This is a genomic window from Nonomuraea indica (assembly GCF_002850745.1).
Taxonomy (GTDB): Bacteria; Actinomycetota; Actinomycetes; order Streptosporangiales; family Streptosporangiaceae; genus Nonomuraea; species Nonomuraea indica.
Genome location: NZ_KZ559473.1, coordinates 69,159 through 96,128 on the forward strand (window position 1 = coordinate 69,159; position 26,970 = coordinate 96,128).

The following is a 26,970-nucleotide window of genomic DNA, read 5'->3' on the forward strand; positions in this document are numbered from 1 at the left end:
GGGCTGCATGTCAGACAAGACCACCATCGGCGTGGGCATGGTCGGTTACGCGTTCATGGGCCGCGTCCACTCCCAGGCCTGGCGGAACGTGGGAGCCTTCTTCGACCTGCCGCTGGCACCGCGCATGGCGGTGCTGGCGGGCCGGTCGAAGGAACGCACGGCCGCCGCGGCGGCCCAGCTGGGCTGGGCCGACGTCGAGACGGACTGGAGGGAGCTGATACGGCGCGACGACGTGCAGATCGTCGACATCTGCACGCCCGGCGACAGCCACGCCGACATCGCCATCGCCGCACTCGACGCCGGCAAGCACGTCATCTGCGAGAAGCCGCTGGCCAACACCGTCGCCGAGGCCGAGGCCATGGTCCGCGCCGCCGCGTCCGCGCCCGGCAGGAACATGGTGGCGTTCAACTACCGCCGCGTGCCCGCCGTCGCGCTGGCCCGCCGCTACGTGGAGGAGGGCCGGCTCGGCGAGATCCGCCACGTCCGCGCCCAGTACCTGCAGGACTGGATCGTCGACCCGGACTTCCCGCTGGTGTGGCGGCTGCGCAAGGACAAGGCCGGATCCGGAGCGCTCGGCGACATCGGGGCGCACATCATCGACACCGCCCAGTTCGTCACCGGCCAGCACGTCGTGGGCGTCTCCGCCCTCACCGAGACGTTCGTCAAGGAACGGCCGCTGGCCGCCGACTCGGCCGGCCTCGCCGCCACCGGAGGGGCGGCCACCGGCCCCGTCACGGTGGACGACGCCGCGCTGTTCATCGGGCGGATGTCCGGCGGGGCGCTCGCCTCGTTCGAGGCCACCCGGTTCGCCACCGGCCGCAAGAACGCGCTGCGCATCGAGATCAACGGTTCGCGCGGCAGCCTCGCGTTCGACTTCGAGGCGATGAACGAGCTGTGGGTGAGCGAGGGCGACGGCGGGTTCACCCGGGTGCTCGTCACCGAGCCCGACCACCCGTACGTGGGCGCCTGGTGGCCGCCGGGACACGGCCTCGGCTACGAGCACACCTTCACCCACGAGATCAAGGACTTCCTGGAGGCCATCGCGCAGGGCAGTGATCCCGCGCCGTCGTTCGCCGACGGCCTGCGGGTGCAGCGCGTCCTGGCGGCCGTCGAGCAGAGCGCGGCTGACGCCAGCCGCTACACCGTCGTGGAGGACTGATGAGACCGGTCACGTTGTTCACCGGCCAGTGGGCCGACCTGCCCTTCGAGGAAGTGTGCCGGCTCGCCGCCGAATGGGGCTACGACGGCCTGGAGATCGCCTGCTCCGGCGACCACTTCGACGTGGCGCAGGCCGTCGCCGACCCGTCGTACGTGGAGCAGAAGCGCGCCCAGCTCGACAAGCACGGCCTGAAGGTGTGGACGATCTCCAACCACCTCGTCGGCCAGGCCGTGTGCGACCACCCGATCGACGAGCGGCACAAGGCCATCCTGCCGGCCCGCGTCTGGGGCTCCGGCGATCCGGAGTCGGTGCGGCAGGCGGCGGCCGAGGACATGAAGAACACCGCCCGCGCCGCCGCCCTGCTCGGCGTCGACACGGTCGTCGGGTTCACCGGCTCGTCCATCTGGCACACCGTCGCCATGTTCCCGCCGGTGCCCGCCTCCATGGTCGACGCCGGCTACCAGGACTTCGCCGACCGCTGGAACCCCATCCTCGACGTCTTCGACGAGGCGGGCGTACGGTTCGCGCTGGAGATCCACCCGAGCGAGATCGCCTACGACTACCACACCACGGTCCGCACGCTGGAGGCGATCGGGCGCCGGCCCGCGTTCGGCATCAACTGGGACCCGTCCCACATGGTGTGGCAGGACCTCGACCCGGTGGCGTTCATCCTCGACTTCGCCGACCGCATCTACCACGTGGACTGCAAGGACACCCGTGTCCGCGTCGGCGACGGCCGGCGCGGCCGCCTGTCCTCCCACCTTCCGTGGGCCGACATGCGGCGCGGCTGGGACTTCGTCTCGACCGGGCGCGGGGACGTGCCGTGGGAGGACTGCTTCCGGGCGCTCAACTCCATCGGGTACGCCGGGCCCATCTCGATCGAGTGGGAGGACGCGGGCATGGACCGGCTGGACGGGGCGCGGGAGGCGCTGGGCTACATCCGCGGGCTCAACGCCATCACGCCACCGGCCACGGCCTTCGACGCCGCCTTCTCCACGACGTAACCCGAGGCGGCGCGACCGGGACGGCCCGGGGCATGGTCGTCGCTCCGCTCGGGCCGTCCCGAGCGGGGCTCCGCCCGCATCCGGGATGGGCCCTCTCCGCGCGAACCCGCTGCCGGACGCCGCACTCCCTACGTGGAGCGGGCCTCGCCATCATGATCGACATGAGGATCGGCCGTCGGCAGATCCACCACGCGCCAGGCGGCAGATCCACCACGCCGTGTTCGGCAGATCCACCACGTACTGTGCGGCAGATCCACCACAGGGGCGCTCCAGTGGCTACCCTGAGCGGGTGGACACGGACGAACTCTCGCTGTTCCCACGCCGTGCAGAGGCCATGGCGATGGAGGCGCTCACTGACACACGAGTAGTGGTGATCAACGGTGCCAGGCAGGTCGGCAAGAGCACGCTCGCCCGAGCGATCCTGCGGAGCGTCGCAGGGGCCGGCGAGATCTATTTGGATCAAGCAGCCGTAAGGGCCGCAGCACGGCAGGATCCGGATGGGATCGTGCGTCATGACGGGCTTCTTCTCATAGATGAGATCCAGCGTGTCCCTGATCTTCTGCTCTCCATCAAGCGTGAAGTGGATGCCGACCCACGGCCAGGGCGCTTCCTGCTGACAGGGTCGGCCCGGCTCCTGGACCTCCGTGATCTTCCGGACGCGCTTCCCGGCAGGACAGAAACGATCGAGCTCTGGCCGCTCTCCCAGGGAGAGCTCGATCGAAGCGCCGATGGATTCGTGGACGCTGCGTTTCGGCATGGACCGGACATCACGATTCGCCGGCCTCGTCTACGGCGTTCCGACTATCTTGATCGCGCACTTCGAGGCGGCTATCCGGAGGCGGTACACCGTCCTTCGCATCGGAGAAGAGCCCGCTTCTTCGAGTCATACATCTCTGATCTGATCAATCGGGATGTGAAGCAAGTATCCGACATCGAACGCCCGGCCGACATGCGCCGTCTGCTCAATGTCCTTTGCGGCAGGATGGGGAGCCTGGTTGTCGTCGACAACATCGGTCAAGGTCTCGGGCTGCCTCGTAGCACCGTCAAGCGGTATATCGACCTCCTTGAGTTGGTGTATGTCATCAGACGTATACCGGCCTGGTCCTCCAACGTAACCACACGCGCTGTCGCGACGCCCAAACTCCTGGTCGTCGACTCCGGCCTCGGAGCGCATCTCGCAGGGTTCTCGCCATCCCGTGTCGCCGACGTCACGGCGCCTGTGGGACCCCTGCTGGAGAATTTCGTCCTTGGAGAACTGGCCCGCCAACTGACCTGGGCGGAGGAACCCGTGCGGCTGTATCACTATCGGGATCGCGACGGGGTCGAAGTCGACGGCATTCTGGAACGAGCGTCCGGCGAGGTCGTCGGTATAGAGGTCAAGGCGGCGGAGACCGTACGCGCCGATGATTTCAAGGGGCTTCGGCATCTGGCCCGCAGACTCGGTGATCGGTTCGTCGCGGGGTACGTCCTCTACGCCGGGCAGGAAAGTCTCCCCTTCGGTGACCGCATGCGTGCTCTCCCGCTGGCGGCACTGTGGGAAGCGACTGCCACCCCCTGATGCGCCCGGCGCCGCGGCGAAAGCCTCGGTCAACGCCTCGGGCGGGCGCCCGTCATGGGGTCGGCCGACGGCTCGCCGGGGGTCGCGGCGGTCCGGCCCGGACGGTGTTCGCCGTGGTGACGGCCCCCGGCCGCACGGAGCCGGGCCAGGCGGAAGCCGGCTGTCAGCGCGCCCGCCGCCGCCGCGACGGCCACGGTGATCGTCAGCGGGACGGCGAAGTAGGTGAGCTGCTCCCAGGTGACCGTCCTGCCGTTCATCAGGAACGAGATCAGGTCCGGGTACGCCGCCAGCACGGCCACGGGCAGCAGGGCGGGCACGAGGCGCGACCACGCCCGCCACCGCGGCCGACCGGCCCGCCGGGCCGCCCAGCGGCGCGACCGCAGCACCCCGAGCAGGCCCAGCCCTGCCGCGGCCGCCGTGACGGCCCCCAGCACCAGCTCGAACAGTTGCCTGCCACCGCCCGCCGGCTCCGGCGTCCTGCCCTCGCTCAGCTCGGCCAGGCCGGTGGCGATGTCGAAGGTGTCGTCGTGCAGGGCGGCGCTGTTCGTCATGACGGCGAAGCCGTAGCCCGTGGCGGGCACGACGAGTTGGACGGCGGTGTAGGTGAACAGGTTGCCCGAGTGCCCGAGCCGCCGGGTCTCGTCGTCGATGCCCCAGCCCATGCCGTACTCACGCACCTCGGACGGGGCGTGCATGACGGCCAGGCTCTCCGGGCGCACCAGCCGGCGGCCGTTGCCCGTCTGGGCGATCAGCCAGCGGCCCATGTCGGCGGCCGTGGTCACCACCCCGCCGCTGCCGCCGCCGTTGAGGAAGGCCGGCAGCTCCGGACGGGACCGCCAGAGGCCGAACACGGAGTTGTAGCCGTCGGCGGGCCGTACCTCCCGGTCGCTGACGGCGCTGGAGCGCATGCCGAGCGGGCCGAAGACCCGCTCGCGCAGGTAGTCGCCGAAGCCACGGCCGCTGACCACCTCGACGAGTCGCGCGGCGAGGTCGTAGTTGACGTTGCAGTACTCCCACCGGGTGCCGGGGTCGGCCCGGAGCGTGGCGGTGCCGAGCCGGCCGACGTACTCCCGCAGCGAGTCCGAGTCCTTCAGCGCGCCGATGTCGGTGGTGGTGTCGGACAGGCCGGAGGTCTGGTTCAGCAGGTGACGTACGGTGATCCGCCCGGCGCGGGGGTCGGCCATGCGCAGCTCCGGCAGGTGCTCGGTCACCGGGTCGTCCAGCGCGACCGCTCCCTTGTCCACCAGCGTCATCACGGCCATGGCGGTGAACGACTTGCTCAGTGAGGCCACCCGCATCGGGGTGTCGGCGGTGACCGGCCGGCCGTCGGAGTCGTGGCCGTAGCCTGCGGCGTGCACGACCCGGTTGCCGCGCGTCACGACGGCGGACAGTCCGGGCAGGCCGGTGCCGTCGAGGGCGCGGGTGAGGTAGGCGTCGACGGCGGCGGGGGTGAGGCCGCCAGCGCGCGGCGTCGTGGGCGGTGTGGCGGGGGACAGTCCGGTGGCGAGGGCCAGGGCGATGATCGTGGTCTTCACAGCGTGCTCCGTTTCGCGGGGACGCCGCCGAATCTAGGGATCAGGCGCCGCCGCGACATCGGATGATCGGCTGGTGAGGACCCTGACGAAAGGCAGGTCCTCGTGAGCGCGCGTCACTCGGGCTTCCGGCTGGAACCCCGCCCCGCCCCGCCCCGCCGGGCGGCGCGGACGGGACGGCGCCCGCCCGGCCGGCCGGTTCAGCGGGCCCGGTCGTAGACCAGGGCGATCTCGCCGAGCGTGCCCGTCTCCTGGTGAGTGAGCGTCCACGTCGAAGCGGGCAGGCCGTCGTCAACTCGTGTCGAGGAACAACCAGGGGCGGTCGGGTGGCCTCTCTCGTCCGACCCCGGGCCGGAGCCCGAGGTCTCGACGCTCAGGAAGCATCGATGAGGATGATCTGGCGGAGGACCTCACCGCCCTTGAGCGCGGCCACCGCGTCGTTCAGGTCCGACAGCTTGAGCCGGGCGCTGATCATGCTTTCGAGGTCGAGCTTGCCTGCCTTGTAGAGGTTGGCGAAGTACGGGAAGTCGCGCCGGACGTCCGCCTCGCCGTACAGGCTGGACAGCAGGTTCTTGCCCTCGAAGAGCAGGCTGAACGCCGAGATCGACACCATGTCGTCCATGGCGCCGGCGCCGACCACGATGACGTCGCCGCCCTGGCGGGTGAGCTGCCAGGCGCTCTGGATGGTGGCGGACTTGCCGACCACCTCGAAGCCGTAGTCGAACCCGGCCCCGCCGGTCAGCTCGTTCAGCGCCTCGGGGACCTGCTCGGGGGTGACGGCGTGGGTGGCGCCGACCTTCTTGGCCAGCGCGTGCTTGGACTCCAGCGGATCCACGGCGAGGATGGTCCGGGCGCCGGAGACGCGGGCGCCCTGGATGACCGACAGGCCGACGCCGCCGCAGCCGACGACGGCGACGGTCGAGCCCGGCCGGACGCGGGCGGTGTTGACGACGGCGCCCACGCCGGTGGTGATGCCGCACCCGATGAGCGCCGCCGCCTCCCACGGCACGTCCGCGTCGATCTTGATCGCGCCCTGCCAGGGGATGACGATCTCCTCGGCCCACGTGCCGCAGCCGGCCATGCCGAAGGCCGTGTTGTCGCCGCCGTAGCGGAAGTTGCCCTTGCTGAAGGACTCGATCATGAACTTCATGCACAGGTACGGCTGGCCGCCCACACAGAGGTCGCACTCCTGGCACGCGGGTCGCCAGTTGATGACGACGTGGTCGCCGGGCCGGAGGGCGGTGACGTGCTCGCCGACCTCCACCACCTCTCCGGCGCCCTCGTGTCCCGGCACGAGCGGCACGGGCTGCGGCAGCACGCCGGACATGGCCGACAGGTCCGAGTGGCAGACGCCGGTCGCCTTGATGCGCACCCGTACGTCGGTGGGACCGACGGGCGCCAGCGTGACGTCGTCACGGATGTCGAGCTTGTCGTCGCCTACTGCGTGCAGGAGCGCGGCGCGCATAGGGGGACCTCCTCCGGCTATTCCTCTAGGGAGAGTGCGGCTTTGGGGCACGATCGGACCGCGTGTCGGACGCGGTCGTGCATCTCGGGCGGTGGTTCGGGCAGCAGGACGTGGAGCTGGTCGTCGTCGTCCACGTCGAACACCTCGGGCGCGAGTCCCATGCAGACGGCATTGGCCTCGCAGACCAGATAGTCAACCTTGATCTTCATGTGAGCCTCCTGTGGTCCCATGACACCACTTTGCTGGGCTCGACGATGAATGCGACACGTTTTCGCCCGGTCTGCTCCACATAGGGCAGCAGGAGGTCGTCGGGCACGCCGGGGTTCATCCGGCGGGCCACCTGCATGCCGACGGCCATGACGTGCTCGGGCCGGTCCACCCGCTCGGCGGTGCCGTACACCATGATCCCGCGCAGCTCGGCGTAGTCGTCGCCGGCCTCGACGAGGCAGGTCACGCGCGGGTCGCGCTCCAGGTTGCGCGCCTTCTGCGCCTTGGCGTACGTCCAGAAGGTGACGCGGCCCTCGTCGAGCCCGTAGAACATGGTGACCAGATGAGGGGTGCCGTCGGGGTTGATGGTGGCCAGCTGCAGCTTGCGTGCCTCCTGCAGGAGGGCGGTCACGTCGTCGTCGGACATCGCGATGCGAGCGCGCTGGTTCACGCAGCCAAGTAGAACAGGTTGCAGATTGCCGGGCAAGGGGCCGCCGGAATGTTGTTCGGTTCCGTTAGGGTCGGCCCCATGACGAAGCCGTCCGACCCGCCGCCCCACCTGCCGTCCGACCTGCTGGCCGCCGCCGAGGGCGCCAAGGGCTTCATGCCGCCGAAGGAGGGGCTCGCCCTGTTCGAGACGGCCCTGCGGTACGGCGCGCGGGGCCCCATCTGCGAGATCGGCACCTACTGCGGCAAGTCGGCCATCTACCTGGGCGCCGCCGCCCGGCAGGCCGGGTCGGTGGTCGTCACCGTGGACCACCACCGCGGCTCGGAGGAGATCCAGCCGGGCTGGCCGCACCACGACCCGTCGCTGGTGGACCCGGCCACGGGCCGGATGGACTCGCTGCCGACGTTCCGCGCCACGATCGCCGCCGCCGGGCTGGAGGACGAGGTCGTCGCCGTCGTGGGCGCCTCCGACCGGGTGGCCCGGCTGTGGAACACGCCGCTCGCCATGCTGTTCATCGACGGCGGCCACTCGGAGGAGCCGGTGACGCGCGACTACGAGGGCTGGGCGCCGCACGTGATGGCGGGCGGGGCGCTGGTGTTCCACGACATCTACCCGGATCCGGCCGACGGCGGCCAGGCGCCCTACCGGGTCTACCTGCGGGCGTTGGCCTCGGGGGCGTTCGCCGAGGTGGCGGCCGAGGGTTCGCTGCGCGTGCTCGAACGGGTGGCGCCCGGCATCTGAGGGATCATCCCCCGGCGGGCCATCCAGGTCGCGCCGCGCACCACGAGCTCCTTGACCAGAGCGGCGGGCCGGCCGGTCAGCGCCATCGCGTGCGGCCGGTCGTCGGCGTGGACGAACTGGATCAGACCGTCGCGCCGCCCGAGGCTCACGCACTGGACCACGTACCGGAACCGCAAGGGGGAGGGCTCCCGGCCCCCGAGGCGGGCGATGATCGCGTCGGCCGCGTTGCGTCCGACGGGGAGCGCCGTCGCGCACGCCATGCGCAGCTCCCGCCCGCCCGGGCCGCGCACCGCTGCCGCGTCCCCGATCGCGTAGACGTCCGGATGGGAGATCGACCGCGCCGTCTCGTCCACCAGGACGCGGCCGTGGCCGTCCACGGCGAGCCCCGCCTCGCGGGCCAGCGTGGTGACCCGGAACCCCGTCGTCCACGCCACCGCGTCGGCGGGGACGTGCCGGCCGTCGGCCAGCCGCGCGCCCGAGGCGTCCACCTCGACGACCTTCGCCCCGGTCACCACCTCGACGCCCAGCCGGTCGAAGACCCGCCGCAGGTGCGCCCGGGCGCGGGGCGACCATTGGACGCCCGGTTCCTCGCTCGCCAGCAGCCGCACCCGCAGCGCCGGGTGGCACTCGGCCAGCTCGGTGGCGAGCTCGATCCCGGTGGCCCCCGCGCCCACCACGGCGAGCGTGCCGCCCGCGCCGATCCGCGCCACCCGGTCCCGCAGCCGGCCGGCGTCCTCGGCCCCGGCCACCGTGAAGGCGTGCCCGGCCGCCCCCGCCAGATCGGCGACGCTGCCCGCCGCGTACACGAGCGTGTCGTAGGCCATGGTCGTGGAGCCGAGACGCAGCTCGCGGCGATCGGGCGCGATGCCGGTCACCCTTCCCCGCACGAACCGGGCGCCGCGCAGGACGTCGGGCACGGCGGCCTCCGGGACGGCCTGCCCGGCCGCCACCTGGTGCAGCCGCACCCGTTCCACGAACGTCTCGGCGTCGCTGACCAGCGTCACCCGCGCCCGGCCGGGGGAGAGACGGCGGGCCAGCCGGTTGGCCGCCATGAGGCCCGCGTATCCGGCGCCGATGATCACGATCTGGTGCGTCACTGTACGTCCCCTTCCGGTCATGAAGTCACCTTCTGAACCGGCGAGCCCGGGCGATCCTGACAAGGGGGCGCCGTGAGCTCGGTCACACCTGCTGGAAACGGGTGAGCTTGTCGGGGTTCACCAGGATGCGCAGCGCGCTGACCCGGTCGCCGGTCACCTCCAGCGCCATCACCCCGTACACGCGCCCGCCCACGCTGCCCACCAGGGCGGGCAGGCCGTTGACCTCCGCGATGGTGATCTCCGTGCCGGGCTCCGGCCGGGACACCATGCCCGACAGGTAGCGGGCGACCCGGGCGGCGCCCCGGACCGGGTTGCGGGCCGCCGAGGACTTGCCGCCGCCGTCGGCCCATGACACCACGTCGGCCGTCAGCAGGCGCTCCAGCCCCGCGAGGTCACCGGCGCCGGCGGCGGCGAGGAAACGCTCGGCGACCCGGCGCGCGTGCTCCGGGGGCACGTCGAACCGGGTGCGCTCCCCGTCGAGGTGGGCGCGGGCCCGCCGGTAGAGCTGCTGGGAGCCGGCCTCGGTGATGTCCAGGACCTCCGCGATCTCCCGGTGGCCGTAACCGAACGCCTCGCGGAGCACGAACACCCCCCGCTCCGCCGGGGTCAGCCGTTCCAGCAGCACCAGCACCGCCAGGGAGACGGAATCGCGCTGTTCGGCGGTCTCCATCGGGCCGAGCGCGCCGTCGCCCGTGGGCACCGGCTCGGGCAGCCACATGCCCGCGTACGCCTCGCGCCGGGCCCGGGCCGAGGCCAGCCGGTTGAGACAGAGGTTCGTCAGGACCTTGGTCAGCCACGCGGCCGGGGTGACGACCGCGGCGTGGTCGGCGGCGTGCCAGCGCAGGTAGGCGTCCTGGATCGCGTCCTCCGCCTCGGCCGCGGAGCCGAGCAGCCGGTAGGCCAGCGCGAACAGCCGAGGCCGCTGCTCCTCGAACACGGCGGTCACGTCCTGGTCCGTCGCCACCCGGCCGATGATAGGAGACGGCCGGACCGGCCGGTCGTCGGAGGTCGCGAAGGCCGGCCGGTCGGCGGGTGGTCGTGGGGGACCGGCCGGTCGGCGGGTGGTTGGAGAGCCGGTCGGTCGGTGGGTGGGTGGGTGGTTGGGGTCGTCGGTCGGCCGGTCGGTCGGCGGAGTGGCCGGTCGGTCGGTGGGTGGGTGGTCGGGGTGGTCGGTCGGCCGGTTGGTCGGTGGGGTGGCCGGTCGGTCAGCGGCGGCGGCGGGACCAGGACCGCCGGGTGTCCGCCTGCCAGGCGCGGAAGTCGTCGTGCGTGCGCGGGTCGTGCCCGAGCGCCAGCAGCGCCCGGTCCGCCCAGGAGGCCGCCTCGTCGGCGGCGGCCCCGGCCAGCACCGGCGCGGCCCGTGCCACGTGCCCGGGCAGCGACCCGGCCTGGGCGCGGGCGGCGGCGGCGAACGCGCATCCCTGGGCCAGGTGGGCCCGGAAACCGTCGGCGCCCGCGTGCTCCGCCAGCCGCGCCAGCTCCGCCGGCTCCGCTCCGCCGATGTGCGTGGCGGCGAAGCCCACCCCGCTCCACAGGTCGGCCCGCCGCCCCGCCGGATAGCCGGCGATCGCGGCGGCCACGCCGTCGGGGGCGGCGCCGTCGTGATACCACAGCAGCCGGCCCAGGCCCTGGTCGAAGGTCGCGCAGTGGGCCCGGGTCAGCAGGTCGGGCATGGTTCGCTCGCCCACCATCCGGTCGGTCCCGTCGAGGCCGCGCTGGAACCCGTAGCCGTCCACGGCCAGCCAGCGCAGCAGCGGGTGGGCCCGGCTCGCACCCCGCAGCGGGCGCAGCCGCAGCAGCGCGTACCCGCGTCCCGCGCCGAGGTGGACGGCGTGGGAGTGGCGGCCGGCGGGGCCGTCCAGCAGGTCGCGCAGGCGGCGCCCCCGCGCCAGGGTGAGCAGGTCGAGCACCGTGCACGCGGCCCCGGCGCCCTCGTAGGCGAACGGCCGGCGGTCCGGCGGCAGTGCCTCGATCGTGCCGGGCTCACCGGCGAGCGCGGCGTTGAAGCCGGACACGTACGCGCGTTCGGCGGCCTCGATGGCCGCCTGCGCCGGGCCGGACCCGAGACGGAACCTGCGTCGCGCCAGATCGGCCTGGCCCGGATCCCGCGCCAGCAGCCGGCGCCACCCGCGAGCCGGTCGGCCCGGCCCGCGCATCCGGTCCATGTACGCTGATGTGCCCGTGTCGCCCACGCTTCCCCCGAAGACGCCCCGTACGGCCATCCTCGAAGCTAGTGAGCGGTCGCACGGGCGCGGCGGAGCCGCTCCGCCCTCCCCGGCAAAGAAGCCGCAAAACCGCTTGCGCGCGAGGGCTCAGGCGCGGGCCGGGGTGCAGCCGCACAGGCCGGGGTCGGAGGGCGGGACCGACGCGGCGGAGACGTCGCGGAACAGCCCCGAGCCTCCCGAAAGGCCCTGCAGCGCGTCGGCGGCCAGCACGACGGCGGCGGCCGTGTAGCCGGACCGCTCGTGCGGGAAGTGCCTGCGGTTGGCGAACTGCCAGCCCGTCCAGTAGGAGCCGTCCTCGTGCCGCAGGTGCTGCACGTCGGCGAACAGCCGCGCCGCGCGCTCGCGGTCGCCGAGCGCGTCGAGCGCCAGCACCAGCTCGCACGTCTCCGCCCCGGTCACCCACGGCTGGTCCGACACGCACCGGATGCCGAGCCCCGGCACGACGAACGTCGCCCACTCCCGCTCCAGCAGCTCGACCGCCTGCGCCCCGCGCACGGCGCCGCCGAGCACCGGGTAGTACCAGTCCATCGAGAAGCGGCTCTTGTCGGCGAACGCGTCGGGATGGGCCGCCAGCACGTGCGCCAGGCGGTCGGCGGCCAGCTCCCAGTGCGGCTGTGGATCTCCCAGGTGCTCGGCCAGCAGCACACCGCACCGCAGCCCCTGGTGGATCGACGAGCAGCCGGTCAGCAGCGCGTACGCCGCCGGCCTGCCCCGCGCGTCGCGCTCCCAGACGATCTCGCCGCGTCCGGTCTGCAGCCCGACTACGTAGTCGAGGGCCGCCTTCACCATCGGCCAGTGCCGTTCGGTGGTGTCGTGGTCGCCGGTGACGAGGTGGTGGTGCCACAGCCCGGCCGCGACGTAGGCGGCGTGGTTGGACTCGCCGCCCCGTTCGAGGGCGACGCCGCCGGCCACCTTCATCGGCCAGGAGCCGTCCTCACGCTGGTGCCGGGCCAGCCAGGCGTAGCCGCGCCGCACCGGCTCGGCCAGCCCGGCCACGGTCATCGCCATCAGGCACTCGATGTGGTTCCAGGCGTCGACGTGCCCCTCGGGCCACGGCACGCCGCCGTCGTCCTGCTGGATCGCCGCGATGCTCAAGGCCGTACGGACGACCTCCTCGCGGCCGATCACGCCGCGGGCTTCCTGACGTACAGCACCACGCTCTTGCCGATGAGCGGGTTGAGCAGCGCTTCGGCCACGCGGGTGGCGGCGGGGCGCTTCATGATGTCCCAGACGAGCAGCTCGTGGTAGGCCTTGGCGAGCGGGTGGTCGTCGTTGTTGACCCCGACGGCGCACTTGATCCACCAGTACGGGGCGTGCAGGCCGTGGGCGTGGTGGTGCGGCCCGATCACGAAGCCGGTCGCCTTGAGCTTGGCCGACAGCTCGGCCAGCGTGTAGATCCGCACGTGCCCGCCCGGCGCGGTGTGGTAGTCCTCGTCGAGCGCCCAGCAGATGCGTTCCGGCAGGAAGCTGGGCACCGTGACCGCGGCGGTGCCGCCGGGCTTGAGCACCCGGAAGATCTCCCGCATCGCGGACATGTCGTCGGGGATGTGCTCCAGCACCTCGGCCGCGATCACCCGGTCGAAGGAGCCGTCCTCGAACGGCATGTCCAGCGCCGTGCCCTGCACGGTCTCGCCGGTCGCGCCGTCCGGGACCTCGCCGGCCTTGTCCATCGCGGCGAACATGGCGGCCACACCGTCCAGCTCGCCCTGGTCCATGTCGAAGGCGACCACGTCCGCGCCGCGGCGCAGCACCTCGAAGGCGTGCCGGCCGCCGCCGCAGCCCAGGTCGAGCACGCGCACGCCGGGTCCGACGGGCAGCCGGGCGAAGTCCACCGTCAGCACTTGATCGGTCTCCTTGGGGGTCGGGCGGGGGTGTTCTCCGGTATTTCCGCTGATGTTCTCTCGGCGGGGTTCGCCCCGCGGGGGTGCTCCGCGGGGCTAGCGGCCGCGCCGGGCGGCGATGGCCTCGCGGTACGCCTCGACGGTGCGCTGGGCCACCACGCGCCAGGTGAAGCGTTCCATCACCCGGTCGTAGCCCGCTCTGCCGACCCGCTCGCGCTCCTCGGGCGAGTCGTGCAGCCGGCGCAGCACCGCGGCCAGCTCCTCCGGGTCGCCGGGCGTGACCTGGACGGCCGCGTCGCCGACGACCTCAGGCAGGGCGCCCGTCCGGCTGGCGACCAGCGGGGTGGCGCACGCCATGTGCTCGACGGCCGGCAGCGAGAAGCCCTCGTACAGCGACGGCACCACGGAGATCTCGGAGGTGGCGATGAGCTCGCCCAGCTCGTCGTCGGAGATGCCGTGCACGAAACGCACCCGCTCGCCCAGCGACAGCTCCTGGACGAGCTGCTCGGTCGGGCCGCCCGCGGTGGGCTTGCTCACGACGGTGAGGTGCACGTCGCGCTCGGTGGCCAGTTTGGCCACGGCCCGCAGCAGCGTGGCGACGCCCTTCATCGGCGAGTCGGCGCTGGCCACGGCCACGATCGAGCCCTTGCGGTGCGGCTTGTCCGGCCGGGGGTGGAAGTAGCGCGTGTCCACGCCGAGCGGGATCAGCCGCATGTTGGCCTGCGGCACGTTGAAGTCGCGGTGGATGTCGGCCAGCGACGACTCGCTGACCGTGAGGATGGGGCTGAGCCGGGGCGCGACCTTGGCCTGCATCTTCACGAAGCCGTACCAGCGGCGCATGGTGAGCTTCTTGGCGCCCGTGGCCGCCTCCAGCTCGATGCGGCGGTCCACGCTGATCGGGTGGTGGATGGTGCCGACCACGGGGAACAGCCTCTGGATGCCGAGCAGGCCGTAGCCGAGGGTCTGGTTGTCCTGGACGACGTCGAAGTCGCCGACGCGCTTCTTCAGCTCGCGGTAGGCGCGCAGGGTGAACGTCAACGGCTCGGGGAAGCCGGCCGTCCACATGGTGCCGACCTCGAGGAGGTCGATCCAGTCGCGGTACTCGCTCAGCTTCGGGGTCCGGAACGGGTCCTCGTCGCGGTAGAGGTCGAGGCTCGGCACCTCGTTGAGGATCACGCCCTCGTCGAGCTCCGGGTACGGCGGGCCGGAGAACACCTCGACGTGGTGGCCCAGCGCCACCAGTTCCCGGCTCAGATGGCGAAGGTAGACGCCCTGCCCTCCGCAGGTCGGCTTGCTGCGGTACGACAGCAGCGCGATCCGCAAGGTGTTGTCTGGGTCGCCCACGGACACCCCTTTCTCCGCCCGGTAGGCCCATGAGACGGGCGTGTACCGTGAAAGATGACCTTAATGCGAAAGGCTACCATCCGGTAGATTGCCGAGAATTGTTCCTCACCTCTGCCGCAGGCCGTGCCAACTGCGACGTTGGCGTGACCGAGCGTGATTCGGTAGAACGAGTTCTAGGTGGTCGTGGTGCTGGACCGGGAGGCAGGGCTGTACATTCCCTCCCAGCGGACGCGGTAGCGAGATGGAGGACCCCGTTGGCCAGGCGCGCGTTGATCACCGGCATCACCGGCCAGGACGGTTCCTATCTTGCCGAACACCTCCTCGCGCAAGGCTACGAGGTGTGGGGACTGGCGCGCGGGCAGGCCAACCCACGCGTGTCACGCATGCGCAAGCTGCTGGCGGACGTCCGGGTGGTGCGCGGCGACCTGCTCGACCAGGGCTCGCTCATCTCGGCCGTCGAACGGGTGCAGCCCGACGAGGTCTACAACCTCGGCGCCATCTCCTTCGTGCCGATGTCGTGGGAGCAGGCCGAGCTGACCGCCGAGGTCACCGGCATGGGCGTGCTGCGCATGCTGGAGGCCATCCGGGTCTGCTCGGGTGTGTCGCGGGGCGGCACGCCCAACGGCCAGATCCGCTTCTACCAGGCGTCGTCGTCGGAGATGTTCGGCCAGGTGACCGAGACGCCCCAGACGGAGAGCACCGCCTTCCACCCCCGCTCGCCGTACGGCGTGGCCAAGGCGTACGGGCACTTCCTCACCCAGAACTACCGCGAGTCCTACGGCATGTTCGCCGTCTCCGGCATCCTGTTCAACCACGAGTCGCCCCGGCGCGGCGCGGAGTTCGTCACCCGCAAGGTGTCGCTCGGCGTGGCCCGCATCAAGCTCGGGCTGGCCGACGAGCTGCGCCTGGGCAACCTGGAGGCGCGGCGCGACTGGGGGTTCGCCGGCGACTACGTGCGGGCCATGCATCTCATGCTGCGGGCGGACCGGCCCGAGGACTACGTGATCGGCACCGGTCACATGAAGTCGGTCAGGGAGCTGGTGGAGGCGGCGTTCGCCGCGGCGGGGCTCGACTGGGAGCGCCACGTCGTGACCGACCAGTCGCTGCACCGGCCGGCCGAGGTGGACCTGCTCTGCGCCGACCCGAAGAAGGCCCGGATGCAGCTCGGCTGGGAGCCGACGGTGTCGTTCGACGAGCTGGTGGCGATGATGGTCGAGTCGGACATCAGACTGCTGTCCGACGGAGGCGACCCCGACCAGGACAGCTCCTGGCCCTGACCCGCCGCCCGGGACCCCGGCCCGCCCCGATCTGACCGGCTCCGCTGTGGATACGCCCACCGTCATCCACAGAACTCCGTTCGGCGGCTCGCCGGGCCGTCGTGGCGCGTCACCCTGTGGCCGTGAACCCGATCCTCTCCCCGGCCACCCTGCTCGACCGGGCCCGGCGCGTCACCCGGGCGGTGCCGCAGGCCGTCGTCTGCCGCCAGACGGCCGCGCACGTGTGGGGCCTGCGCACGCTGAGCCAGGGCACGCCCGAGACCGACTGGCCCGTCGAGCTGATCGCGCCCGGCCACCTGGTGCTGCCCGGCTGCGTCACCCACCCGGCGACACCGGCCGCCGCCGACGTCACCGAGCACCGGGGCGTCCGCGTCACCACCGCCGAGCGCACGGCGCTCGACTGCGCCCGCTGGCTGCCGCGCCTGGAGGCGGTTGCCGCGCTCGACCAGTTCGCCCGGCGGGGCGTGGACCTGGAGACGCTGTGGCGCCGGGCGGCCTCCTGGCCCCTGCGCGACCTGGTGGCCCTGGCCGACCCGGGAGCGAGATCGCCGCGGGAGAGCTGGCTGCGCGTCATCCTCATGGACGGCGGGCTGCCGAGACCCGCCACCCAGATCCACGTGTCCCTCGGCGCGGACCGCTCCGCCTATCTCGACCTGGGCTGGCGGCCCTACCTCCTGGCCGTCGAATACGACGGCCAGGAGCACCACACCTCAGCCGCCGACCAGCGCCACGACGGCGCCCGCCGTGAGGAGCTGCGACGGCACGGCTGGCACGTCATCCCCGTCCGCAAGGACGTGATCCCCGGCCGGACGGCCGCCCTGCTGGAGCAGGTGGCCAACGCCCTCATCGCCCGCGGCTGGCGTCCCGGCCCCGCCCAGACGACCCGCATCCTGTCCAGGATCCGCGCTGCCCGCCGGGGCGGAGGCCACCGGTGAGCGCCGTCCCGTTCCGTGCCGCCCGCCGCGGCGGAGGCCACCTGAGCGCCGTCCCGCTCGGCGACGTCCGGGCGGAGCGCACGCCCCGCCTCGCGCGGTCAAGGAAGCAGCGGGGCGCCGCTCTTCCAGACCTGGGCGACCAGCGGGACGCCCGGACGGTAGGAGAGATGGATGGGGGAGGGGGCGTCCAGGAGGACGAGGTCGGCGCGGGCGCCGGGGGCCAGATGGCCCACGTCCGTGCGGCGCAGCGCCCGGGCGCCGCCCATCGTGGCGGCCCAGACGGCCTCGGCCGGGGTCATGTTCATGTCCCGGACCGCCAGGGCGATGCAGAACGGGATGTTCGTCGTGTAGCTGGAGCCGGGGTTGCAGTCGGCGGCCAGCGCCACGGTCGCGCCCGCGTCGAGCAGGCGGCGCGCGTCCGGATACGGCGAGCGGGTGGAGAATTCCGCGCCCGGCAACAGGGTCGCCACCGTCTCCCCGGCTGCCAGCGCCTCGACGTCGGCGTCGCTGAGGTGCGTCACGTGGTCGGCGGACGCCGCGCCCAGCTCGACGGCGATCGCCACGCCGGGGCCCGGCCCGAGCTGGCCGGCGTGCACCCTCGGGACGAGCCCGCGCTCCTTCCCGGCCGCCAGGATCGCCCGGGTCTGGTCGCCGTCGAACGCCCCCCGGTCGCAGAAGACGTCGATCCAGCGAGCGTGCGGCGCGCACGCGTCCAGCATCTCGCCGCACACCAGGTCGACGTAGGCGTCCGGCTTCCCGGCGTACTCCGGGGGCACCACGTGGGCGCCGAGGTAGGTCACCTCGTCGGCCTGCTCGGCGGCCAGGCGCAGGCTGCGGGCCTCGTCCTCGACGGTCAGCCCGTAGCCCGACTTGCACTCGACGGTCGTCGTGCCCGAGCGGAGCGCCTCGGCGACGAGCCGCCGGAGGTTGGCCCGCAACTCGTCGTCCGTGGCGGCGCGGGTCGCCGCGACGGTGGTGCGGATGCCGCCGGCGGTGTACGGCCGGCCGGACATGCGGGCCTCGAACTCGCGGGTGCGGTCACCGGCGAAGACGAGATGCGCGTGGCTGTCCACGAACCCCGGGATGACGGCCCTGCCCTCCGCGTCCACCCGCTCCCGCGCGGCCCCCTCGGGGATCCGCTGCCGGGGGCCGGCCCAGGTCACGACGCCATCCTCGACGACGAGCGCCGCGTCCTCCACCAGGCCGAGCATCCCCCGGCCCAGCGCGGGGTCGTTGGTGACGAGCGAGCCGATGTTGTCGATGAGGAGGGAGCCTCCGCTCATGAGCGTCCTCCGGTGGGATCGGGAGTGGTGGTGAGGGAGGCGATGGCCGCCGAGAGGGTGGCGGGGACGTCCTCGACCAGGAGGTGGCGGCCGTCCGACACGATGGGGCGGCCGCCGACGACCACCTCCCTCACGTCCGTCGCCGTCGCCGCGAACACGACCGACTCCAGCAGCGCGTCCGCGGGTGCGCCGGCCGTCCGGACCGAGTCGAGCCCGACGGTCACGAAGTCGGCCGGGGCGCCCACCTCCAGGCGGCCCGCCTCCGGCCAGCCGAGGCAGGCGTGGCCGTCCGAGGTGGCGGCCCGCAGCAGGTCGGCCGCGAGCCAGTGGCCGCGGTGCCGGGTGGCGAGTCGTTCGTCCAGCTCGACGCCACGCGCCTCCTCCAGCAGGTCCACGACCGCGTTGCTGTCGCTGCCGAGCGAGAGCGGGGAGCCCGCGTCGGCGAGCGACCGGGCCGGGCCGATCCCGTCGGCGAGGTCGCGCTCGGTGGTGGGGCACAGGCACACGGTGGTGCGCGACCCGCCGAGCAGGGCCATGTCCTGCTCGGTGAGGTGGGTGGCGTGCACGGCCGACGAGAGCGGGCCGAGCGCGCCGTGCTCGGCCAGCAGCGCCGCCGGGGTGCGCCCGTACGCGGCCAGGCAGGCCTCGTTCTCGGCGATCTGCTCGGACAGGTGGAAGTGCAGCGGCGCGCCCCGCTCGCGCGCCCAGTCCGCGACCGTGGCGAGCTGGCCGGCGGGGACGGCGCGGACGGAGTGGACGGCGGCTCCGACCCTGGCGTGCTCGCCCCCCTTCAACGCGGACGCCCGCGCGGCCCACGCGTCGGCGTCGCGGTCACCGAAGCGCAGTTGCGGCCCCTCCAGCGGCGCGCCGATCCCGCCGCGCAGGTAGCAGGTGTCGAGCAGGGTGATCCGCACCCCCGCGTCCGCGGCGGCGGCGATGAGCGCCTCGCCCATGGCGTTGGGGGAGGCGTACGGCCGGCCGCCGGCGTCGTGGTGCACGTAGTGGAACTCACCCACGCAGGTCACCCCGGCCAGGGCCATCTCGGCGTAGACCGCGCGGGCCAGGGCGTGGTAGCCGTCCGGGGTCAGCCGGGCGGCCACGGCGTACATCTGCTCGCGCCACGTCCAGAAGGTGCCGCGCTCGCGCTGGGTGCGCCCGCGCAGTGCCCGGTGGAAGGCGTGCGAATGGGCGTTGGCCAGGCCCGGCAGGGTCACGCCACGCAGGTGGACCGTGCCGGGCGGGGGTCCGGCGGCGGTCGTCGGGGGTGCCGACGTGCCCGGCGAGAGTGCGGCGGCCGCCCGCGGTGCCGTTGTGCCGGGCGGGGATGCCGCGGCTGCCCCAGGCAGTGCCGTCGTGCCGGGTGGGGGTGCGGCGGCGGTCCGTGGCGGTGCCGACGTGGCGGCGGGTGGGGTCGTGGGGGTGAGTGCGGTGATGCGGTCGCCGGTGACCTCGATGATCACTCCGGCGACCGTGGAGTCACCACCGAGCCAGGCGTGGTCGGCGTAGTAGCGGGTCACCGGCACGCCAGCTCCTCCAGCACCGTGGCCAGGGCCGTCACACCGGCGACGCAGTCGTCGACGCCGGCGTGTTCGGCGGGGCTGTGGCTCACCCCCGTGGGGTTGCGGACGAAGAGCATGGCGGTCGGCACCGACGCCGACAGGATGCCCGCGTCGTGCCCCGCCCCGGTGGGCAGGGCCGGTGCCCCGCCGAGCGCCGCCGCGATCCGGTCGCGCAGCTCGTCACCGAACCGGACGACCGGGGTGGTGGACTCGGCGACGACCTCGACGCGCACGCCGTGCCCCGCCGCCGCCGCGCGTGCCGCCTCGGTGATCTCGTCCACCATGGCACGGACCGTCCCGGCGTCGGGGGCGCGCCCGTCGAGCCAGGCGTCCACCCTGGACGGGATGGCGTTGGTGCCGTTGGGATCGACGCGGACCCTGCCGAACGTGGCCAGCGCGCCGAGCCGTTCGGCCGACTCCCGGGCGGCGAGCACGGTGGAGGCGAACGGCAGCATCGGGTCGTGCCGGTCGGCCAGGCGGGTGGTGCCCGCGTGGTTGGCCTCGCCGCGGAAGGTGCAACGCCAGCGGCCGTGCGGCCAGATGGCGCTCGCCACGCCGACGGGGGCGTCCAGGTCGGCGAGCCCGCGGCCCTGCTCGATGTGCAGCTCCACGAACGCGCCGATGCGGGAGAGCGCCTCCTCGTCGCGGCCCAGCGCGTCGGGGTCGGCGCCGGCCGCGCGCATCGCCTCGGCCAGGGTCACGCCGTCGGCGTCGCGCAGCTTCCGGGCGTCGGCGGGAGAAAGCACGCCGGTGAGCAGGCGGCTGCCGACGCAGGCCACGCCGAAGCGGGCGCCCTCCTCGTCGGCGAAGTTCACCACGGCCAGCGGGCGGGCCGGCGTGACACCGCGCTCGCGCAGCTCGTCCACGGCGAGGAACGCCGACACCACGCCGAGCGGCCCGTCGAAGGCGCCGCCGCCCGGCACGCTGTCCAGGTGGCTGCCGGTCACCACCGCGCCGGGCCCCGGCGTGCCCCACCAGGCCCACTGGTTGCCGTTGCGGTCGCGTTCGTACGTCAGGCCGCGCCGGGCCGCCTCCTCCTCGAACCAGCCGCGCAGGGCGAGGTCGACCGGAGTCCAGGCGAAGCGGCGGTACCCGTCGGCCCCGCCGCCGCCGATCCGGGCGAGCCCGGCCCAGATCCGCTCGAACCGGACCCTCAGGCCGGACGAAACGAGCCCAGCACGTGGCTCCGGTCCGATCGGTGCCGGTGCCGGTGCTTTCTGTCCCGCTGCGGTGTGTGGTGGCGCCGGTCGCTCCCGTCCCGCTGCGGTGTGTGGTGGCGCCGGTCGCTCTCGTCCCGCCGGCGTGCGGGGCGGTGCTGGTGGCTCCTGCGCCGGGGGCGGGGAGGGGTGGTTCTCGGCGGGGGCGGAGGAGGGCCGGTCGCCGGTGGTGCGGCCGGTCACCTGGGGGTTCCGTCCGCCATCGGGATCGGCACGCCGCGCTCGGCCGCGACCTCGGCGGCCCGGTCGTACCCGGCGTCCACGTGCCGGATCACCCCCATGCCGGGGTCGTTGGTCAGGACGCGCTCCAGCTTGCGGGCCGCCAGCTCGGTGCCGTCGGCCACGGCCACCTGACCGGCGTGGATGGACCGGCCGATGCCGACGCCGCCGCCGTGGTGGATCGACACCCACGACGCGCCTGAGGCGACGTTGACCATGGCGTTGAGCAGCGGCCAGTCGGCGATGGCGTCGGAGCCGTCCAGCATCGCCTCGGTCTCCCGGTACGGCGAGGCGACCGACCCGCAGTCGAGGTGGTCCCGGCCGATGACGATCGGGGCGCGCAGCTCGCCCGAGGCGACCATCTCGTTGAACCGGACGCCGGCCTTGTCGCGTTCGCCGTAGCCGAGCCAGCAGATGCGGGCGGGCAGCCCCTGGAAGGCGACGCGCTCGCCGGCCAGCCTGATCCAGCGGGCCAGCGACTCGTTCTCCGGGAACAGGTCGAGGATGGCCCGGTCGGTGGCCGCGATGTCGCGCGGGTCGCCGGACAGCGCCGCCCAGCGGAACGGTCCCCTGCCTTCGCAGAACAGCGGCCGGATGTACGCCGGGACGAACCCGGGGAAGTCGAACGCCCTGGTGTAGCCGGCCAGCTTGGCCTCACCGCGGATGGAGTTGCCGTAGTCGAAGACCTCGGCGCCCCGGTCCATGAAGCCCACCATGGCCTCGACGTGGCGGGCCATCGACTCGCGGGCGCGCTGGGTGAACCCGGCCGGGTCCTTGGCCGCCTCGTCGCGCATGTCCTCGAACGCCGTGCCGAGCGGCAGGTAGGACAGCGGGTCGTGCGCGGAGGTCTGGTCGGTGACCACGTCGATGGGGGCGTCCATGGCCAGCAGCCGGGGCAGCACGTCGGCGGCGTTGCCGAGCAGCCCGATGGACAGCGGCCGGCGGGCGTCGCGGGCCTCGACGGCCAGCCGCAGCGCCTCGTCCAGGGACGACGCCTGCACGTCGAGGTAGCGGTGCTCGATGCGGCGGGAGATGCGGGACGGGTCGCAGTCGACGCAGATGGCGACGCCGTCGTTCATGGTGACGGCCAGCGGCTGGGCGCCGCCCATGCCGCCGAGCCCGGCCGTGAGCGTGATCGTGCCGGCCAGCGAGCCGCCGAACCGCTTGGCGGCCACCGCGGCGAACGTCTCGTAGGTGCCCTGCAGGATGCCCTGGGTGCCGATGTAGATCCACGAGCCGGCGGTCATCTGGCCGTACATGGTCAGGCCGAGCGCCTCCAGGCGGCGGAACTCCTCCCAGGTGGCCCAGTCGCCCACCAGGTTGGAGTTGGCGAGCAGGACGCGGGGCGCCCACTCGTGGGTGCGCATGACGCCGACCGGCCGGCCCGACTGCACGAGCAGCGTCTCGTCCTGCTTGAGGCCCTGGAGGGTGCGGGCGATGGCGTCGAACGACGGCCAGTCGCGGGCCGCTTTGCCGGTGCCGCCGTAGACGACGAGCTTGTCCGGGTGTTCGGCCACCTCCGGGTCGAGGTTGTTGTGCAGCATCCGGTAGGCGGCCTCCTGCTGCCAGCCCTGGCAGGACAGCTCCGTGCCGCGGGGCGAGCGGATCACCCGCCGGACGTCGTCGCTCATCGCTTCTGGTCTCCTTGCCGTGTCGGTGGTGGCTGCGTGGTCATGGTCGTGGCCGTCATTCGGGCAGGAAGAGCCGCCGTTCGGCGGCGGTGTTCTCGAACTCCTCGATCGCCGCCTGCTCCTCGGTGGGCAGCGCGTAGACCATCGAGTGGACCAGGGCGGCGCACAGCACGCTGGGCGCGGCCTGGGAGTCGAAGGCGAACTGCGAGCTGACGGGCGCGGTGAGGACGACGTCGGCGTGCTCGGCGAGCGCGCCGACGGAGTGGTCGGTGACGAGCGCCACCCGCAGGCCGGCCCGCCGCGCCCAGATCAGCCCTTCGCGCAGTTCCCGGGGGTAGCGGGGCAGTCCGAACGCCAGCGTCCACGTCGCCCCGGCCTGGGCGGCCCGGCTCAGCCGGTCCTCCAGCGCCGAACCGGGCGTGTCGATCACCCGTACGTCGGGATGGGCCTTGGCGGCGAGGTAGCCGAAGAGGTGGGCGAGCGGCGCCGAGACGCGCAGCCCGACGACCGGCAGCGGCCGGGAGGCGGCGAGCCGGGCCGCGACCTCGCCCAGCCGGGTGGCGCCGAGGCCGTCGCGCAGCAGCTCAAGGTTGCGGATCTCGGAGTCGACCATGGCCTGGATGGGGTCGGGCGCCGGTCCGGCGTCCGGCTGGCGGCCGTCGCGCAGCGCGGCGCGCAGGTGGTCGCGGAACTCCGGGAAGCCGGTGAACCCGAGGGCGAAGGCGAACCGGGTCACCGACGGCTGGCTGATGCCGACCGCTTCGGCGATGTCCACGCTGGTCAGGAACACGGCCCGGTCGGGCCGGTCCAGGAGGTAGCGGGCGATCCGCCGCTGGGCCGGCGAGAGCCGGTGGCCCTCGACCAGCTCCCGCAGGCGGGCGGCCACCCGCGAGGCGTCGTCGGAGGCGACCGCCACGCCCGCGTCCACCGGTTCACTCACCGCTCGGTCCCTTTCCGTCCCGTCCCGGAGGTCATGCCCGCCGGGCCGCCGGTTCTCGCCCCTTGTTTGGTAAGCAGATATTCATGCAGAATCGTGTCTGAATATGGATATGTCAACAGCTGGGGTCATCACGCTGGACGGCGTCCGGCTGCGGCCCGCCGACGTCGCCCGCCTGGCCCGCCGTCCCGGCGTCGCGGTCCGCCTGCATCCGGAGGGGCTGGCGCGGGCGGCCGCGGCGCACCGGGCGGCCGGCGAGATCGCACGGCACCGGCCCGTCTACGGACGGACGACCGGCGTGGGCGCCAACCGCACCGCGAGCGTCGCCGACGGTGACCTGCACGGCCTGCGCCTGCTGCGCAGCCACGCGGGCGGCATCGGCGCGCTCGTCCCGGCCGAGCAGGTGCGCGCGATGCTCGCCGTACGGGCCAACCAGGTGCTCGGCGGTGGGGCGGGGCTGCAGCCGGCCTTCGCCGAGGCGCTGGCCGGGGCCCTCGCCACCGGGCACCTCCCGCGGGTGCACGAGGTCGGCGCCATCGGCACCGGAGACCTGACCGCCCTGGCCGAGACCGGGCTCACCCTCATCGGCGAGCTCGCGTGGACCGGCGGCCGGGGCGCGCCGCCCGTCCCCGTCACGCTGGAGCCGGGCGACGCGCTGGCGTTCATCAGCAGCAGCGCCCTGACGATCGGGCAGGCCGCGCTCGCCTGGGCCGACATCGCCGCCCTGCTGCGGGCCACGACCGTCGTCGCCGCCCTGTCCCTGCACGCCGTGGACGGCGGGAGCGAGCCGTACGACGAGGAGGTGCACGCCGCCCGGCCGCATCCCGGGAGCGTCGCGGTGGCCGCTGAGCTGCGCCGCCTGCTCGGCGGAGCCCGGCTGGGCGGCGCCCGCGTGCAGGACCCGTTCGGCTACCGGTGCTTCCCTCAGGTCCACGGGCCGACCGTGGAAGCGGCGGCGCGGGTCGAACAGGTGCTGGAGATCGAGGTCAACGCGGCGGCCGAGAACCCGCTCGTCCGTGCCGCCGGTGGCGGGAGCGTCCACCACCACGGCGGCTTCCACCAGGCCCCGCTCGGGCTCGCCCTCGACCACCTGCGCCTGGCGCTGCTGCAGACGGCCCAGCTGTCCGCGGCCCGGCTGGCGACGCTGGTGGAGCCGGCGTTCACCGGCCTGCGCCCGTTCCTCGCCGACGGGGCGCCGGCCGCTTCGGGGGTGATGATCCTGGAGTACGCGGCCAACTCGGCGCTGGCCGACCTGCGCGGCGTCGCCCACCCTGCCGCGCTCGGGCACGCCGTCCTGTCACGGGGCGTGGAGGAGCACGCCGGCTTCGCCGCGCAGGCGGCCCGCCAGACGCTGCGGGCCGCCGCGTCCTACCGCCTCGTGCTGGCCTGCGAGCTGGTGGCGGCCGTACGGGCGGTGCGGCAGCGCGACCAGCCGCCCGGCCCGGGGACGCCCGTGGGGGCGGCGTTCGCCACGGCGGCCGGCCGGCTCGATCCGCGGTCCGAGGACCGGCCGCTGTCGGCGGACGTCGAGAGCGCGGCCGCCCTCCTGGACGCCCTCGCCGCCATCTGACCCCGCCGCCTGACCCCGCCATCTGACCCCGCCGCCTGACCCCGCCGTCCGACCCCGCCGTCTGATTCCGCCGTCTGATTCCGCCGTCCGACCCCGCCGCGCTCGCGGCACGGCTGGGGTGGCTGGACGTGGGGTCGCCGTCGCGGAACGGGTGGTGGTCGCCGTCCGGCGCCGGGCTCGGGCGGGCGTCAGCGCAGGAGGACCGGCAGCTCCTTGATGCCGTTGATGAAGTTGGAGCGCAGCCGCCGGGCCTCGCCCGTCCGGCGCAGGCGCGGGTAGCGGCGGGCGAGCTGCTCGAACAGGACGCGCAGCTCCAGCTTGGCGAGGTGGTTGCCGAGGCAGAAGTGCGCGCCGCCGCCGCCGAAGCCGATCTGCGGGTTCGGGTCCCGGCCGATGTCGAAGACCTCCGCGTCCGGGAAGACGGAGGCGTCCCGGTTGGCCGAGGAGTAGAAGACGACGACCTTGTCGTCCTCCTTGATCTGCTTGCCGCCCAGTGTCAGGTCGCGGGTGGCCGTGCGGCGGAAGAGGTTGACCGGCGAGACCCAGCGGACGATCTCGTCGGCGGCGGTGCGGGCCAGCGACGGGTCGGCGACGAGGCGCTCCCACTGGTCGGGGTGCTCGAACAGGGCGAGCATGCCGCCGGAGGCCGCGTTGCGGGTGGTCTCGTTGCCGGCCACGACGAGCAGCAGGACGAACAGGTCGAACTCGCTCTCGCTGAGGGTCTCGCCGTTGTCGTCGGGCTGCAGGAGCTTGGTGACGATGTCGTCGCGGGGGTTCTCCCTGCGCAGCGCGGCGAGCTGGTTGGCGTAGGCGTACACCTCCATCGCCGGGTCGCCCTCGTCCTCGGAGGCGGGGGCGTAGTCGGGGTCCTGGGCGCCGATCATGCGGTTGGACCAGTTGAAGAGCTTGTCCCGGTCGGACACGGGGGCGCCGAGCAGCTCGCAGATGACGTACAGCGGCAGGGGCGCGGCCACCTCGGTGACGAAGTCGGCCTCGCCCGAGCACTTGTCGAGCAGGTCGTCGCAGATCTCGCGGATGTGCTGTTCGAGGGCGCCGATCGTGCGGGGCGTGAAGCCCCGGTTGACCAGGGATCGCCGCCGGGTGTGCTCGGGCGGGTCCTGGTTGAGCATCATCAGCCGCTGCAGCGCCCGCTGCTCCTCGGGCATCTCGTCGAACAGGGCGAGCTTGCGGTGCGAGGAGAACAGCTCGGAGTGCCGCGAGACGTGTACGACGTCGTCGTAGCGGGTGACCGCCCAGAACGCGGGCTCGCCCTCGTGCCGGTGGACGGGGTCGTTCTCGCGCAGCCAGCGCAGCTGTTCGTGAGGGGGACCGGAGTTCGCGTACTGGTCCTGGTCGACGAGGTCGATCCGCACAGCCATTCACCTCGAGGGGGTCGATCAAGCGCTTGGTTGAGAAGCCTTAGTGAACGTTGTTCTATTACGGCACATCCTGCCAGTCAATCGCCGCCCCGCGGCGGCGAATCGGTCATCGGATGTCCGGCCGTCACCGCGCGTGTGGAAGCGCCGGTCTCGCGGAGGCCGGGGCGCGCGGCGCCTCCGCTCGCCAACGAAGACCCATCCGATGACCTTGGGGCTCCACTGGGCCGCCGAGTGCTCCGCATCGGCTGGCATCGTCCGATGTCTGTTCTCGCAAGTTGGCAGATGAAGGGACAAATACGGTTTCTAAAGCATCACGGATCGGATGTGTGTCCGGTGCAGGTC

At 73.3% G+C, this 26,970-nt stretch carries 23 protein-coding genes; 7 read left to right on the forward strand and 16 right to left on the reverse strand.

Annotated features, from left to right (window positions below; genetic code table 11):
- Positions 1-7 precede the first annotated feature (7 nt).
- The 3 genes from CXR44_RS20970 to CXR44_RS20980 all read left to right on the forward strand — a co-directional run bounded on the left by CXR44_RS20970 (position 8) and on the right by CXR44_RS20980 (position 3,721).
- Positions 8-1,159: a Gfo/Idh/MocA family protein gene (locus CXR44_RS20970; protein WP_180903616.1), complete on the forward strand. Its 1,152-nt coding sequence runs from the start codon at positions 8-10 to the stop codon at positions 1,157-1,159.
- Entirely contained in the window at positions 1,156-2,163 is a 1,008-nt protein-coding gene (locus CXR44_RS20975) for a sugar phosphate isomerase/epimerase family protein (RefSeq protein ID WP_101787796.1), read from the forward strand. Before CXR44_RS20970 ends, CXR44_RS20975 begins: the two co-directional genes overlap by 4 nt.
- 289 nt (positions 2,164-2,452) lie before the next feature.
- Positions 2,453-3,721 carry an ATP-binding protein gene (locus CXR44_RS20980; RefSeq protein ID WP_219601939.1) on the forward strand — a complete coding sequence of 423 codons (1,269 nt, stop codon included), beginning with the start codon at positions 2,453-2,455 and terminating at the stop codon, positions 3,719-3,721.
- A gap of 29 nt (positions 3,722-3,750) precedes the next feature.
- On the opposite strand, the gene CXR44_RS20985 is transcribed toward CXR44_RS20980, so the two are convergent.
- From CXR44_RS20985 to CXR44_RS21005, 4 genes are all read right to left on the reverse strand, one after another.
- Positions 3,751-5,256, reverse strand: a complete 1,506-nt coding sequence (locus CXR44_RS20985) for a serine hydrolase domain-containing protein (protein ID WP_101787797.1) — start codon at positions 5,254-5,256, stop codon at positions 3,751-3,753.
- A 370-nt stretch (positions 5,257-5,626) separates the two neighbouring features.
- Positions 5,627-6,718 (reverse strand): Zn-dependent alcohol dehydrogenase, encoded by a 1,092-nt coding sequence (locus CXR44_RS20995; protein ID WP_101787798.1) that lies wholly within the window; start codon positions 6,716-6,718, stop codon positions 5,627-5,629.
- 17 nt (positions 6,719-6,735) lie between these two features.
- Positions 6,736-6,927 carry a ferredoxin gene (locus CXR44_RS21000; protein WP_101787799.1) on the reverse strand — a complete coding sequence of 64 codons (192 nt, stop codon included), beginning with the start codon at positions 6,925-6,927 and terminating at the stop codon, positions 6,736-6,738.
- Positions 6,924-7,376, reverse strand: a complete 453-nt coding sequence (locus tag CXR44_RS21005; RefSeq protein ID WP_101787800.1) for a pyridoxamine 5'-phosphate oxidase family protein — start codon at positions 7,374-7,376, stop codon at positions 6,924-6,926. Before CXR44_RS21005 ends, CXR44_RS21000 begins: the two co-directional genes overlap by 4 nt.
- A gap of 78 nt (positions 7,377-7,454) precedes the next feature.
- Between CXR44_RS21005 and CXR44_RS21010 the strand changes: the two genes are divergently transcribed.
- On the forward strand, positions 7,455-8,114 hold the full coding sequence (locus tag CXR44_RS21010; RefSeq protein ID WP_101787801.1) for a class I SAM-dependent methyltransferase: 660 nt from the start codon (positions 7,455-7,457) through the stop codon (positions 8,112-8,114).
- Here CXR44_RS21010 and CXR44_RS21015 read toward each other — a convergent pair.
- The 6 genes from CXR44_RS21015 to CXR44_RS21040 form a co-directional block, all read right to left on the reverse strand.
- Complete coding sequence (locus tag CXR44_RS21015; RefSeq protein ID WP_219601940.1) at positions 8,024-9,211, reverse strand: NAD(P)/FAD-dependent oxidoreductase; 1,188 nt, start codon at positions 9,209-9,211, stop codon at positions 8,024-8,026. The two genes, CXR44_RS21010 and CXR44_RS21015, sit on opposite strands and share 91 nt — an antisense overlap.
- An 82-nt stretch (positions 9,212-9,293) precedes the next feature.
- On the reverse strand, positions 9,294-10,175 hold the full coding sequence (locus CXR44_RS21020) for an RNA polymerase sigma-70 factor (protein ID WP_245899295.1): 882 nt from the start codon (positions 10,173-10,175) through the stop codon (positions 9,294-9,296).
- Between the two features lie 241 nt (positions 10,176-10,416).
- Complete coding sequence (locus CXR44_RS21025) at positions 10,417-11,376, reverse strand: DUF1702 family protein (RefSeq protein ID WP_180903618.1); 960 nt, start codon at positions 11,374-11,376, stop codon at positions 10,417-10,419.
- 147 nt (positions 11,377-11,523) lie between these two features.
- Positions 11,524-12,564: a glycoside hydrolase family 15 protein gene (locus tag CXR44_RS21030; RefSeq protein WP_180903619.1), complete on the reverse strand. Its 1,041-nt coding sequence runs from the start codon at positions 12,562-12,564 to the stop codon at positions 11,524-11,526.
- Positions 12,561-13,277 carry a class I SAM-dependent methyltransferase gene (locus CXR44_RS21035; RefSeq protein WP_180903620.1) on the reverse strand — a complete coding sequence of 239 codons (717 nt, stop codon included), beginning with the start codon at positions 13,275-13,277 and terminating at the stop codon, positions 12,561-12,563. Before CXR44_RS21035 ends, CXR44_RS21030 begins: the two co-directional genes overlap by 4 nt.
- Positions 13,278-13,373: 96 nt before the next feature.
- On the reverse strand, positions 13,374-14,621 hold the full coding sequence (locus tag CXR44_RS21040) for a glycosyltransferase family 4 protein (protein WP_101788041.1): 1,248 nt from the start codon (positions 14,619-14,621) through the stop codon (positions 13,374-13,376).
- Positions 14,622-14,875: 254 nt separating this feature from the next.
- On the opposite strand from CXR44_RS21040, the gene CXR44_RS21045 reads away from it, so the two are divergent.
- On the forward strand, positions 14,876-15,898 hold the full coding sequence (locus CXR44_RS21045) for a GDP-mannose 4,6-dehydratase (protein WP_101787804.1): 1,023 nt from the start codon (positions 14,876-14,878) through the stop codon (positions 15,896-15,898).
- Positions 15,899-16,020: 122 nt separating this feature from the next.
- Positions 16,021-16,833, forward strand: coding sequence for a hypothetical protein (locus CXR44_RS21050; RefSeq protein ID WP_144070036.1), 813 nt, complete (start codon positions 16,021-16,023; stop codon positions 16,831-16,833).
- Between the two features lie 98 nt (positions 16,834-16,931).
- Here the strand turns inward: CXR44_RS21050 and hutI are convergent, their stop codons facing one another.
- The 5 genes from hutI to CXR44_RS21075 all read right to left on the reverse strand — a co-directional run bounded on the left by hutI (position 16,932) and on the right by CXR44_RS21075 (position 23,682).
- On the reverse strand, positions 16,932-18,116 hold the full coding sequence (hutI, locus tag CXR44_RS21055; RefSeq protein WP_101787806.1) for an imidazolonepropionase: 1,185 nt from the start codon (positions 18,114-18,116) through the stop codon (positions 16,932-16,934).
- Positions 18,113-19,639: a formimidoylglutamate deiminase gene (locus CXR44_RS21060; protein WP_245899296.1), complete on the reverse strand. Its 1,527-nt coding sequence runs from the start codon at positions 19,637-19,639 to the stop codon at positions 18,113-18,115. The genes hutI and CXR44_RS21060 overlap by 4 nt, the downstream gene beginning before the upstream one ends.
- Positions 19,630-20,832 (reverse strand): allantoate amidohydrolase, encoded by a 1,203-nt coding sequence (locus CXR44_RS21065; RefSeq protein WP_219601947.1) that lies wholly within the window; start codon positions 20,830-20,832, stop codon positions 19,630-19,632. The genes CXR44_RS21060 and CXR44_RS21065 overlap by 10 nt, the downstream gene beginning before the upstream one ends.
- A 239-nt stretch (positions 20,833-21,071) precedes the next feature.
- A complete protein-coding gene (hutU, locus tag CXR44_RS21070) occupies positions 21,072-22,742 on the reverse strand; it encodes a urocanate hydratase (RefSeq protein ID WP_101787808.1) in 1,671 nt (556 codons plus the stop codon).
- Positions 22,743-22,797: 55 nt separating this feature from the next.
- Positions 22,798-23,682 carry a MurR/RpiR family transcriptional regulator gene (locus tag CXR44_RS21075; protein ID WP_219601941.1) on the reverse strand — a complete coding sequence of 295 codons (885 nt, stop codon included), beginning with the start codon at positions 23,680-23,682 and terminating at the stop codon, positions 22,798-22,800.
- Between the two features lie 109 nt (positions 23,683-23,791).
- On the opposite strand from CXR44_RS21075, the gene CXR44_RS21080 reads away from it, so the two are divergent.
- The gene (locus CXR44_RS21080) at positions 23,792-25,249 is read left to right on the forward strand and encodes an aromatic amino acid ammonia-lyase (protein ID WP_245899297.1); all 1,458 of its coding nucleotides are present in this window, start codon (positions 23,792-23,794) and stop codon (positions 25,247-25,249) included.
- A gap of 188 nt (positions 25,250-25,437) precedes the next feature.
- Here CXR44_RS21080 and CXR44_RS21085 read toward each other — a convergent pair whose 3' ends face one another.
- A complete protein-coding gene (locus CXR44_RS21085) occupies positions 25,438-26,628 on the reverse strand; it encodes a cytochrome P450 (RefSeq protein WP_180903621.1) in 1,191 nt (396 codons plus the stop codon).
- Between the last annotated feature and the right edge of the window lie 342 nt (positions 26,629-26,970).

Bases quoted from the DNA above. Each gene is read 5' to 3' on its own strand.
- CXR44_RS20970 (WP_180903616.1), top strand. From the start codon at position 8: ATGTCAGACAAGACCACCATCGGCGTGGGCATGGTCGGTTACGCGTTC.
- CXR44_RS20995 (WP_101787798.1), bottom strand. From the start codon at position 6,718: ATGCGCGCCGCGCTCCTGCACGCAGTAGGCGACGACAAGCTCGACATC.
- CXR44_RS21000 (WP_101787799.1), bottom strand. From the start codon at position 6,927: ATGAAGATCAAGGTTGACTATCTGGTCTGCGAGGCCAATGCCGTCTGC.
- CXR44_RS21010 (WP_101787801.1), top strand. From the start codon at position 7,455: ATGACGAAGCCGTCCGACCCGCCGCCCCACCTGCCGTCCGACCTGCTG.
- CXR44_RS21025 (WP_180903618.1), bottom strand. From the start codon at position 11,376: ATGGACCGGATGCGCGGGCCGGGCCGACCGGCTCGCGGGTGGCGCCGG.
- hutI (WP_101787806.1), bottom strand. From the start codon at position 18,116: ATGAGCGGAGGCTCCCTCCTCATCGACAACATCGGCTCGCTCGTCACC.
- hutU (WP_101787808.1), bottom strand. From the start codon at position 22,742: ATGAGCGACGACGTCCGGCGGGTGATCCGCTCGCCCCGCGGCACGGAG.
- CXR44_RS21080 (WP_245899297.1), top strand. From the start codon at position 23,792: ATGTCAACAGCTGGGGTCATCACGCTGGACGGCGTCCGGCTGCGGCCC.
- CXR44_RS21085 (WP_180903621.1), bottom strand. From the start codon at position 26,628: ATGGCTGTGCGGATCGACCTCGTCGACCAGGACCAGTACGCGAACTCC.